Source organism: Ruegeria sp. HKCCD7296 (assembly GCF_013110775.1).
Taxonomy (GTDB): Bacteria; Pseudomonadota; Alphaproteobacteria; order Rhodobacterales; family Rhodobacteraceae; genus Ruegeria.
In genome coordinates, this window is sequence record NZ_WVRF01000009.1 from 1 (window position 1) to 12,494 (window position 12,494).

Consider the following 12,494-nt stretch of genomic DNA (forward strand, 5'->3'; position numbering starts at 1 on the left):
CACCGTCAGCCTCGTAACACGAAGCTCAGAGGTGCAAACCCTAATCACGTAAACAGCGTCAGAAACACAAAAAAACAACCCAAAATACTACTGGGCCAACACTTCAAGCCATGAACCGAGCCGCCGAAGCTCAGGACAACAGACGCAAATACGACTAGTCACATTCCCGAGACCAACACGAAGCTAGGTTGCTCAAACGGTCTGACGTTTCTTTTCCGGCCAGAACTCATCTACTACGACATAGGCTGCGATTACAAAGAACGCAGCGCTGGCGACCTGCAGAACGCGCGTAATGCTTTTGACATCTGCCTCGTCGGAGAATGGTGCAATTGATCCACCATACACAATCAGCGCTGTTGTAATTGCAGACCCGGCTGCTGCGGCCAGAGGGAATTGGGACTTTCCAAGAGCACCAAGTGCCAAGCAAAAGAAAAAGCAAAGCAGAATTGATGTCAGAATGACTGGGGCTATGACGTTAATCTCATAACAAATGATTGATATTGCGGCTCCGAGCAGGTTTGACGTGAGCATCGCCTTTGCCACGGTTTTTCCTGCTGCAGGCATTGCTGCGAGTTGTTGGCTGAGAAGGGCCACAAAAAACAAAACCAGCAAAGCTGAGGCACCAGATACGAAGAATGCCAAAGCAAAGGGCACTGTTACAAGCGACATTCTGACAATTCGTCGATGAGGTTCAAAATCTGTCGATGCTGCGGCTTTGCTGCCCGATGCCGTTTGCGGGGTCGATGGTATCAGAACAAACATCACCGTTGAAACAAACCCTGCAAACAGCAGGTTCAACGGTATCCAGAACACAAGCACCAACGCCAAATCCTGGGATTGTAAAACAAGGTTTGGAATCATCAATGCGCCCATAAGAGCGATGACACCGGGCAGAACGCCTGCTCCGGAAACCGACCACATGAAGGACAGGATTATTCCGATGGCCACCAGTATGAGGAACACGAGAGGATAGGGTGCAAGCACAGACGACAGAAAGAAGGAAATGAACATCAATCCAATCGAAAAAATGAACAGTTTTCCGAAGGCTGCCAAGGGTAGTGCTGCAGGTGCCTGAAGAAACAGAGCTGTGAAAACCGACCCAACCACGGCAAGTGGCCACCCCAGAAACAGGCCCAAGGCGAAGACGCCAGTCACACCCAGCGCCAGTCGCATAACCGAGTTTCGGTCTTCAATAAGCATAGGACAGGATTGAAACCAGACGGATATAGGTCCGGCCGACCATGTTCAGCAGGGAATTGTCGCTGAGATACATGATCACATCGGCCTGTCCGTTGAGCTGGAAGCGAAGATCATCTTCAGCGTCTCCAGCCTCATATCCCGGCAGAACTATCCGTACGGGAAACCGTTCTGGTTCACGCAGAAAGCCCTTGGTGCTTGGTGGGCTGGCCAACTGACCCGGTTCATCCCCACCGCTGAGTGAGACGGCTGCGCTGAAGCTCTCAATCACGCCGGGAACAATCTTGCCGGGGTGCATGTCCAACACGACGTCAACCGGCGATCCCACCGAAGCGCGGCCGATGTTGTTCTCGGTAAAGTACGCCTCGATCCAGACGTCGGTTGCATCCAAAAACGTCAACAGGTCCTGACCGGATCGTGCATATGTACCAGGGGCGATCAGCAGATTGGATATGACACCCGTTGCTGGTGCGCGCAGTTCCGTCCATTCAAGGTTCAGTTCTGCGTCTGCCAAAGCGGCCAATGCGCGCTGAATTTTCGGGTTTTCGATACCGTCATCGCCCAGCCTTTGCTTGGCTTTTTCCAGATCAGCTTTGGCATTCTCAAAGTTTGCTTCAGACTCGGCCAGTTGCCCGCGTGCGTCATCAGCCTTTGAGACGGCGATCAACCCTTTCTTTTCAAGTGCAAACACACGTTCGGTTTGAATGCGCATCGTGTCGAGATCACTTTGCGCCCGCGCCAGTTTGGCCTGCGCGGCACTCACCTCTGCCGAAGATGCACCAACTTCCTGCGTGGCTGCTTCCAGATCAGCTTCTGCCTTGTTGCGATCGATTTCATACGGCCTGGGATCAATCCGAACCAGTATTTCCCCTGCCGAGACGACCTGACCGTTTGCAACAAGGACTTCGGTGACTGTTCCGGTGACCTGAGGAACGATCTGGGTCGCGACGGCCTTTACTCTGGCGTTTCCAGTAAATGGCGTCTTTCGGTCGGCGACGAGGTACCAGACGAGGAAGATCAGGATGATGCCCAGCGTGGTCCATATCGTCTTTCTCATTCTGCTTCTCCTGCCGCAGCACTCTCGGCTTCGGGCGAAGCATCAATCCAGACTTTGAACAGCTCGTAAAAGACAGCGAACAGAACCGGCCCCATGAAAATACCGATCAAGCCATAAGCCATCATGCCCCCAAGAACACCGATGAGGATCACCAGCATGGGTGTCTCGAGCCCTTTCGAGATGAACACGGGTCTTAGGAAGCTATCCATTATTGTGACGGGAACGGCCAGTATCGTGAAGATCAAGGCGGTGCCGCCGGACATCGAGCTCCATGCGTATATGATCACCGGCAGAAGAACCAAGCCGGGGCCAATCTGGATGATCGAAAGTATCAGGCAGACAAATGCCAGCGTCGCGGCCGAGTTGATCCCGAACAGCACAAGCAATATCCAGACGACGACCGCCTGAATGGCCGCCACGCCGATCACGCCTTTTGTTACGTTTCGAATCGTTGCTCCAGCCAGAGTGACGAATTCCCCGCCACGTGGTGCGAAAACACGGTTCGCAAAACGTTGCAAACCTTGAACCATAGTTGGTCCAGGGCTGAACAACGCCCCCATGATCAAAACGGACAGAGCAAGTCCCAACAGCCCAATTCCGATTCCCAGAACCTTACCGAAAAGGGACTTTGTGATCTCAAGGATCTGCGCGCCGTATTTCGCCAACGCTCCGTCCAAATTCCGCTCGAACATCCCCCAAACGTCGGCAATCTTGCCTCCAACCAGAGGTAGCTCTTTGATACCCTCTGGCGCAGGTGGAATTTTCAACTCACCTTTGTCAGCCTGTTCTGCAAACTCGGACCCAAGCTCTGCAGCGCCCGATACCGCCGTTGCCACCGGACCAAGGGTTAGTACAAGACCCAGCAACACCAGGATTGTTGCGGCAAGTTTCTTCCGCCCGCCCAGCTTGGACTGCAACCAATCGAAAACAGGATAAAGTGCGACGCACAGGATCGTGGCCCAGATGACCACGCTGGCAAGCGGCGCAACCATGACCAGCGCGCTATAGAGGAATAATCCGAGAAAGAGTAATCGTATTGCGAGGTCGACAATCTTGGCGTCCTGAGTCTTTTCCATTCCATCCCTCCGCTATCCGTTTTTTTGAATATTACACTCAAAAAACACTATATGTGTATTTTTTTGACCTTTGGGGGTCACCTATCATTTTGAAGACACGTATGAATCCCGGTCAGAGCCTGTGTCGTCATGTTGACGCCTCGTCAGCACCAGGATTTGCTTAGCCGGGGACGATACGGCTATTTCTCTTTTTTCTCGTCGCTTTGAGACAAGATCGTGTCCGCGACCGTGGTTGCCGCAGTCACGAAGACGCCGAGGCCCACAATGATGTATACCATCGTGAATATCTTTCCCGCCGCAGTTTCAGGTGAAAAGTCACCAAAGCCTACGGTCGAAATCGTCACGACAGAAAAGTAGATGGAGTCAAGCCAACTCCATCCTTCGACAAAGCGGTAGAAGACCGAAGCCCACAAAATCATTCCGATTGTGAAGGCAAGTAAGCCTTTCACTCGACCGTCCTTGAAGGCGACACTTATCCCTCGTGTTATTCTGGTTAGTGAATTCATCGAGCCCTCACTGGTAAACAAATTCATATATACTATTAACAAAGAACTCGAAAATTCGAAGCATTTTGGCGGACGGTCGTGCACAGGGTTACAAGGTGTGTTCAAAGGACGGATGGGAAAACCCCTCAAGCGAAAGCATATTGGATATCTGAACCGGCAATTTAGCAGGGCTTAAACACTGACCCGCGACGCGTACCAAAGGCGGCTTTAAGTCGAATCCATGCAAACGGTTTGATGGTTGCTGACGTGCCAAGAATATTGCGTTCAAAATTGCGTCCCGCCGATGTTTGAAGACACAAATCCAACGGAGCAAACTTGGATAAATATAGACATATACGCAAATTAATTTGGTTTTTGCAGACTCAACCCTGAAACCCATGTTAGGAATAAAGTTGAAGTAAGGGGACTTCAGAGGGGCAACATGTCTCGGGACCTGAGCAAGTGGCTAAGCGCAATTGGATTATCTGACTACGCGCAGGCCTTCCTAGATAACAAGATCGATTTTTCCATACTGCCAGATTTGACGGCTGAAGATCTTATAGAAATTGGGGTAACTGCGGTCGGGGATCGTCGGCGGTTGCTGCGTGCTATAGAAAAACTCGACGTGACGGAAACGTCCGAGGCATCTGAATCCTCCGATCCAATTGAACCTGCACGGCGCCAAGTGACTGTGATGTTTGTTGACCTCACGGGGTTTACAGAAATGTCCAGTGGTTTGGATGCCGAGGATCTGCACGCGCTGCTCAACCAGTTCTTTGGCAAAGTTGACAGCGTGGTTGAGAAATTCGGCGGGCGCATAGACAAGCATATCGGCGATGCTGTCATGGCGGTTTTCGGTGCACCTATCTCACATACCAACGATACAGAACGGGCGGCCAGAGCAGCGGCCGAGATACATGCGGTATTGCCAACACTGACGCCACCATTGTCTTGTCATATCGGTATCGCTTCGGGTCAGGTCATTGCCAGTACAACAGGCAGCTTGGCGCATACGGAATATACCGTCACCGGAGACGGGGTGAATCTGGCCTCGCGCTTGACCGATATTTCAAAGGGCGGTGAAACATTGGTTTCACATGACATTCAACGCGCTCTGGGTCCGCTTTTCGTGGGCGAGTCTATTGGTGTGCAGGCGATAAAAGGCCTGAATGACCCTGTCGAAGTCTGGCGCTTGGACCGTTTGGCCCGGAACATTCGGACAAGACGACATAAGTTCATCGGGCGCGACCGCGAGATGTCGTTGTTTTCGGCGACATTTGACCGGTGCAAGCGACACGGAGAAGGCGAGGTTCATGTGGTGCTGGGTGAGCCTGGGATCGGCAAGACGCATTTGTCCGAACAGGTGGCCGAGTTGGCCAAGAGCCTGTCCTATTCAACCCACAATGGCGTGGTTATGGATTTCGGAGCGCGCGAGGGGCACTCGGCTATTCAGACCGTGGCCCGCAGTGTTTTGGGCCTTGATCCGTCGGATGGCGCGGAAACAGGTACGGCCCTGGCCAAAGACGCGATCGCCAAAGGCTGGGTCAGCCCTTCGAACGCCGCGCATCTCAACGCACTGCTTGAACTTGAGCAGGATCCCGGTTTGGCTGAGGTCTATGCCGTAATGGATAACAAGACCCGGTTGCGTGGGCGCAGGCAGGTCATTGATGAGTTGCTGCTTGCCCGCAGTCAGGACGCGCCTTTGCTGATCCAGATCGAAGATATCCATTGGGCGTCACCCGACATTCTTGCAGCCTGCGCACATATCGCCGCAGCAACGCGGCAAATCCCCTGCGTCTTGATGATGACCAGCCGGGTCGAAGGAGACCCGATCGACCGAGACTGGCAAACAGCCACGGATGGCGCGCTTGTCTCCAAGTTGGAATTGGCACCGATGGGGGAAGATCAGGCACGGCAATTGGTCGAGGAGTTTACGGCCATCGACCCCGAGCTTTTGGAAACTTGTGTCAAACGTGCGGGTGGCAACCCGCTTTTTCTGGAACAGTTGCTGCGCAACATTGACATTCTCAAGCAGGAAACCGTGCCTGGAAGCATTCAAGGCATCGTCCAGTCGCGTTTGGATGCGCTGGACCGCGCCAGCCGCACCGCCATTCAGGCGGCGTCAGTGCTGGGGCAGAGGTTCTCACCCGAGGTTCTGAATTACATTCTCGGGGAAGGGCATCTGGACACCACCAATCTGATCCGTTCGGCCCTGATCCGAGAGGCCGGGGCTGATCTGATGTTTGCCCACGCGCTGATCCGGGATGGATCATATGCTACGTTGGTCAAATCCGAGCGCGCGCGCCTGCATCGCCAGGCGGCCAAATGGTTCGAAGATCGTGATGCAACCCTGCGCGCGCAGCATCTGGACCGGGCGGGTGCCAACAATGCGGCGCAAGCCTATCTTGAAGCTGCCGACAAGCTGATCCACGCGTTCCGGTTCGACGACGCCAGCCCGTTGATCGAACGTGCTTTGGAACTGCCGTCGCCCGCAGGCGTCCGGTTTGACCTGCTGTGTGCACGGGGTGAGACGCACCGGCTGCAGGGTTTGTCCAACGAAGCCTTGCAGGAATTTCGAGACGCAGCGCGACTTGCAGAGACAGATGAGCAAATCAGCCGGGCGCATATTGGTCTTGCACAGGCTGCGCGACAGGCCAGCTTGTATCAGGACGCGCTTGAGGCGCTGGATACGGCTGAAGCTGCGGCCGAGCGTGCTGGCTCCGAACGGGACGTGGCCCAGATCAACTATGTGCGCGGCAACGTGTATTTCCCCTTGGGCCGAGACAAGGAAGCGTTGAGCGCCAATGAACGAGCGCTTACTTTGGCCCGCAAACTGGACTCCGTGCGCCTTGAAGTGGGGGCGCTCAGCGGGTTTGGTGATGCCAACTTCATGAAGGCCACAATGAGGACAGCGACTGGGTTCTACACGCAGGCGGTTGATCGGGCGCGCGAAAAGGGTCTGGTTCGGGACCTGGCGGCCAATCTGCACAACCTGAGCGTTGCGCGCAGTTACATGGGGGATGTCGAACAAGGGCGCGCAGACGCAAACGAAGCCATCGAAGTTTCGCAGAAGTATTTTGCTTTTGTGCCCGAATGTGTGGCTCAGACCTGCCTGGGTGTGGCCGATACCTTTTTGGGCGATCTTGATCAGGCGCTTGAGGCATTCCGGGTTTCGGCCGAGATCGCCGAGCGTGTGGGGGCTAAGCGGCTAGAGGCGCAGGCGTTGGAACATCTCGCCCGCACCCAGGTTTATGCCGGGCAAATGGATCAGGCTTTGGAAACGGGCCGCCGTGCGGTTGAGATTGCATTGGAACATGGTCGGAATTTTGTGGGGCCCAAGGCCTTGTCGGCTCTGGCGATGGCCGAAACTGACCCGGACGAGCAAATACACCTGTTGAATTTGGGGGCCGAAATCATTGCGGAAGGATGTGTCGGTCATAGCCATCTGCACTTCTACCCCGATGCCAGCGCAGTCATGTTGGCGCGAGGTGATTGGCAAGCTGCAAATGACTATGCGGATGGGCTGGCGGCCTTTACGGCCGGGGAACCTTTGCCACTGGTTAATTTGTCCATCCGCCAGACGCGCTTTCTGGCGGAATGCGGGCAAAAGGGTATCGTGCCAAGCGAACATGAGAGATTTACCACCCTTCAAGCCGAGTTTGCCGAGATGGGAATTACTCAATCCCTGCTGGGGCGCGCTGATTTTCTGACGGAACAGGCAGGGGGCTGAATGAGCGTCGAGAAGAAGGTTTGGCTTATCTCTGGCCTGCTGACCCTAGGGTTGGCAGGTCTTTTGCTGAAACTATGGATCGAACTGAACCATTTCGAAGGTGATCCGACGCAGTTGCCAGATCAGGCCGCCGTAGACTCATATCTGGGTAAGCTGGATGTTGTTCCAGACTACTACGTGCGGACAGGGATATTCATAAAGTCATTCAACTTTATGGGGGCCAGTGATGTTCAGGTCACGGGCTATATCTGGCAGCACTACAAGACGGGCGAGCATGATAAGATTATCCCGGCAGAGGGCGAGGTCGGATTTCTTCTGCCCGAGGCGGTGGACACCGCAAGCGGCCTGATTGCCGAGGCGTATCGACTGCCGCAGCCTGACGGTGTTCTGATTGGGTGGTATTTCGAACAAACCCTGCGCCAGAGCTTTGACTACACAAGCTACCCCTTTGATCACAAAACGGTCTGGGTGCGGTTCTGGCCGGCATCGTTTGACGACGCCGTCGCTTTGGTTCCTGATTTCGAGGCATATCCAGCGACCGGACCGGACGATATTTTTGGAATCGACAATCAGATCGTGATGGGTACCTGGGAACGGGAAAACACCTATTTCGACTACAAGCTGTCAAATTTGGATACAACGCTGGGCATCGGACAGAATGCGTATCAAACCAACGCGCCCGAGTTGCACTATAATTTCGTCATCAAACGCAATTTTGGCAATGCGTTTATCGTTCATATGGTCCCTTTGCTCGTTGTGATGATGTTGCTGTTCGGTGCGGTCATGACAGTCACCCGCCGCGAGGGCTTGGCCGAGAGGCATGATTTCAGCACGTCCAGCGTGATCGGCACCTGTTCGGTTCTGTTCTTTGTGATCCTGCTGGCGCACGTGCAGCTGCGCGAAGGCTTTGCCGGCTCGCCCGTAATCTACATGGAGTCGTTCTTTTTTCTGATGTATTTCATGCTGCTGGCAGTCTCGATCAACACCTATCTATTCGCCTCCGAGGCGGTGCCGTCGCTGCGGATCATCCACTACCGGGACAACCTTATTCCCAAGGCAAGTTTCTGGCCATTTGTGCTGCTGTGCATGGTGACGATCACGGCTTATAACCTTAGCCTGAAGGAAAGCCATGAATCGCCGCCGATCATCACACAAGACGGTTAAGCTACAGGTTCAAACCCCGGTTTTGGCTCGCCCTGCGCCATGTCCAGCGTGTAATCGCTGACCATCTCTGAAGTACCATCGCGCAAGTTCTTCAGGTATTTCTTTGGGTCTGCGATCACATAGGCGTATGCGGGCTTCATCACGCCGTTCACAACCACATTGATCTTCTTGCGGATATACACGTTTTCAGATGAGTTTGGGCCGTGGTAACCTTCCAGCTTATCCAGCTCGTGCAAGCCGGATTCCGTCACGCGATAGACCTCACCACTGACCTGTTTGCCCATACCTTGTTGATCCACAAGCGTGGCCATACGGTGCAGGTATCCGCAGTTCGGATTGTCACAGAATGGCTCGTTCGGGACGATCAGCGGCATGGGTTGCCGGGTGCGGGCCGGACCCACGAAGTCGTTTAGAACTTTGCTGTGCGCTTCGTGGTTCGGGAATCCCTGTTTCAGCGAACCGTAGGTGAAATAAAGATATGTTGGCTCTTGCACGGCCACAAAGCTCTCGTCGCGCCCCTGTTCTGGTTCAGCGATCTTCACGTCATGATCGCGTGCCCAGGCGTCCAGCATGGCTTGGATTTCGGGTTCGATTGTCATGCCCTGGACAAACTCGATGCATGATGTTGCATCCATGCCCTTTGCCCCCAGCAGGATTTCCACCATCCTGGGCGCTTTGTTCATCACCGCCACGTGCAAGGCCGTAAACCCGTGGTCATTGACGATGTTGACGTCGATCTCGCGGTCGATCAGATTCTGCGCAGCCTCGTAATCCGGCTTGCCCAGATTGTGACCGCTTTCGTTCAACTCACCTTCACCACCGGCTGCATAATGTAGCAATGAATCACCATGGGCCTCGTCCACGATGTTGATGCCGACAATATCTTCGTCGATGGCGCGGAACACCCGCTTCCATTCGTTGATGTCATCGGCGGCGGCAGCTTCGCGCGCCCATTTGCAAACACGGTATTTTTGATCGTCCAACTCCTCGAAGGCGTCGGCCAAAGCCTCCATGATCTGGTCCGGAGTTGCCATCATTCCGATACCCATCCGCCCGTTTGACAGGCGACCCTCGCGCGGCCCGATGAAATCAACGCCCAGCGTCTTCAGCTTTTCGACATTGTTCTGCGTAGTGATGTTGTTCCACATATTCGTATTGCAAGCGGGGCAAAGGATCACCGGTTTCTTCTGGTACTGCCACGCCACAAAGACTGAGGTCAGAAGGTTGTCAGCAATACCGTTGGCCACCTTGCCCATCGTGTTGCAGGTGATGGGAGCCACGATGACGCAATCGGCCCAGTCGCACAGCGCCAGATGCGAAGCCCGCACTGGCATGTCGAATTTCATATAGCGGAAATTCCACTCATCATCGTCGCGGTAATAGTCATTGTGGGTAATTTTGGCGTCGATCCTCTCCGCCCCGAAATCGCGGAAGAACTTTTCGGCTGAGACTGAGGGGATAAGTTTCACATTGTGCCCGGCATCGACGATGCGCTCGACAAGTTCAGGGATTTTGTCTGCTGCAGACGAGCCGCAAGCACACAACAATACGTTGCGCTTGCCCGCGTTGACCTGATTCATCACCCCTTTGGGATAGCCGAACGGGTTCTTTTCCAGGCTTGGGGTTTCGTTCAGTTCGGAAACAGGCAGCCCTTCTTGGCGCATCCTGGCCTGCAACTCACCGGCCCGGATCATGTCCACGATGTCTTCCAGCTCTTCGCTTTTACTGATGCATTCGCCCTGGAAAAACAAATACGGCACGTCCGGTCGTTCACCAAGCGTTACCAATTGCCGCCGCATCCTGATCATATTGGGATCGCGTCCGCCTACGTCGATCTGCTTGACGGTTGTCGCGCCGATATTCGACAGAATGCTGCGCAGCATATAGGACCAGGGGTCTTCATCCTCATAAAACAGAACCATCGTGTTGTGCTTGAGAATACTGACAACATCGCTCGGGTCCTCGGGCGGGTCGATTTCTTCGATCATCACCAATGCGGGGTCTTCCAGATCGCGCAACCCGCGGAAAATATTGCCGCGTGGCGCTTGCCAGACCTGAGAGGTCGCGGGGCTCATGTCGACAATGGTGACAACATCTGTGTCTTCGTCATAGGCGATGCAAAGACACCAGAACTCTTCCAGCAGGGCAGTTTCCCGATAGACGTTTTCCGGTGGGCGGATTGCTTCAATCCCGGTGACGCGGTTGAAGTCGATATTGATCATCAGGTGACGATCTTTGTTCGTATTCAGGCTCTTTAGCTGTTCCTTGAACCAATCCTGCGGGGTTTGGATCAATCTGTCCTTGCGGGTTGCAAAGCTTTGGAACGTACTGCCCAAATGCACGTTTTCAGACTGGCTGAGGTATTTTTCCGCCATCTCGTGCATGTCTTTGGCGGTGGCGACCCGGCTGACTGCTTCTGTGAACGACGCCTCGGTGGCCCGCAAAAGCTCATCCTCGTCCACGCGGTTGTCGCCGTGAATGGCCAAACTTTCCGCCAACACACCGAGTGAGTTCATATTGGGTGTGGCCCGACGGAACAGGTTGCGGCGCTTCTTTGGGTCTTTTGCCAAATAGAGCGTACTGTCGACATAGTTGCACCGCTGTTTGAACGTTTTCAGATGGGTTTTGACCGCGGCACGCGCCGAGAACCGCAGTATGCCACGAGACCGCATCGAGGTTCCGTCACGGTCCGACATGGCCTTCCACAGCCGTTCGATCGTAGTGACCCAAAGCTTGCCGTATTTTTCTGGATGCACATCCATCATGTGGATCAGCCCGGTGCTTGGGTTGCACTTGGCAATGACGGCAAAATGTCCGCCCGGCATGTTTTCTTTGCCATGGGCGACGCCGACTTGAAAATTCGCCACCAGAATATCGTTTTCTCCGCCCAACTGATTGGACTCGTCGATTGCCTCAAGCAGCAGCGGCACGCTTGTTGTGTCTTCGTCCATGAAATAGGCCTGAACCTGAACCCGGTCCCTAAGCCCTTGCGAATGAATATAGGTGCAGGCGACGTCAAACAGTTCACCCAACGAGATGCCGTCATTCACCACAAAGGATGACGGCAGCGCGCATTCGCGGAATATGTCATTCACCTCGCAGCTGAAACCCAGAGCCGACATGCTGAGCGCGGCAGCCGTCACGCTGCAACAATTGATCGGCTGCTGGAAATTCTCCAACTGTACACTGACAAGGTCGCCGAACATTGTAGCGAAACAGCGTTTTCTGATGTCTTTGGGTATATTCCGCCAGCTCTCGCTGGACAGGTATGCCAGCCGGGTTCCGTCCAGCGCAAGCGCTTCGAGGCTGACAGGGATATCCGAGATCTGAAGATGTTCTTCGTAGAAATAATCACCCACATCTGCGCTGGCCAGAGGGTGGCCGTTTTGCCGCAATTGAACGACACCACGCAGCACAACATACATGCCGTTCGCGGGCAGGACCGTGTTTCCGGTTACCTCGATACACTCGAAATGAGGGTTGATAACAGCAGGCTCGGCCACTTCGGCCTCGCCGGGCAGCACTTTGTAAATCTGGCTCCAGTCTGTGTCATTTGGGATGTATGATCTGGCATTGGCAATTTGGTCTGTGGTCACAACTATGTCCCCCCGGAGCTGCGTTTCAAATTTTGAATTTCGACCAGCAGAATGTTTGTTTGTTGTTCGGGTGGGAACTTATCTTCGAGCAACAAAGACCACCCGGGTCGGAGCTTTTTCTCTGATCGAGGCTGATCTGTTGATTTAAAAAGTATGAACAAATCGGCTCAATTGGCCGAACAATATCCG

Annotated in this window: 7 protein-coding genes; 2 read left to right on the top strand and 5 right to left on the bottom strand. The window is 54.2% G+C overall.

Features of this window, described 5'->3' with window-relative positions; genetic code table 11:
• Positions 1–192 precede the first annotated feature (192 nt).
• From GS632_RS13060 to GS632_RS13075, 4 genes are all read right to left on the bottom strand, one after another.
• A complete protein-coding gene (locus GS632_RS13060; RefSeq protein WP_171722081.1) occupies positions 193–1,200 on the bottom strand; it encodes a DUF2955 domain-containing protein in 1,008 nt (335 codons plus the stop codon).
• On the bottom strand, positions 1,190–2,254 hold the full coding sequence (locus tag GS632_RS13065; RefSeq protein WP_171180988.1) for an HlyD family secretion protein: 1,065 nt from the start codon (positions 2,252–2,254) through the stop codon (positions 1,190–1,192). Before GS632_RS13065 ends, GS632_RS13060 begins: the two co-directional genes overlap by 11 nt.
• Positions 2,251–3,330: an AI-2E family transporter gene (locus tag GS632_RS13070; RefSeq protein ID WP_171180990.1), complete on the bottom strand. Its 1,080-nt coding sequence runs from the start codon at positions 3,328–3,330 to the stop codon at positions 2,251–2,253. The genes GS632_RS13065 and GS632_RS13070 overlap by 4 nt, the downstream gene beginning before the upstream one ends.
• A 179-nt stretch (positions 3,331–3,509) precedes the next feature.
• The gene (locus GS632_RS13075; protein ID WP_348540126.1) at positions 3,510–3,779 is read right to left on the bottom strand and encodes a potassium channel family protein; all 270 of its coding nucleotides are present in this window, start codon (positions 3,777–3,779) and stop codon (positions 3,510–3,512) included.
• Between the two features lie 478 nt (positions 3,780–4,257).
• Here GS632_RS13075 and GS632_RS13080 point away from each other — a divergent pair, with 478 nt between their 5' ends.
• Entirely contained in the window at positions 4,258–7,545 is a 3,288-nt protein-coding gene (locus GS632_RS13080) for an adenylate/guanylate cyclase domain-containing protein (RefSeq protein WP_171238823.1), read from the top strand.
• Positions 7,546–8,709, top strand: a complete 1,164-nt coding sequence (locus GS632_RS13085; RefSeq protein WP_171180996.1) for a hypothetical protein — start codon at positions 7,546–7,548, stop codon at positions 8,707–8,709.
• On the opposite strand, the gene GS632_RS13090 is transcribed toward GS632_RS13085, so the two are convergent.
• On the bottom strand, positions 8,706–12,305 hold the full coding sequence (locus GS632_RS13090) for a flavoprotein (RefSeq protein WP_171722082.1): 3,600 nt from the start codon (positions 12,303–12,305) through the stop codon (positions 8,706–8,708). The two genes, GS632_RS13085 and GS632_RS13090, sit on opposite strands and share 4 nt — an antisense overlap.
• Positions 12,306–12,494: the final 189 nt, after the last annotated feature.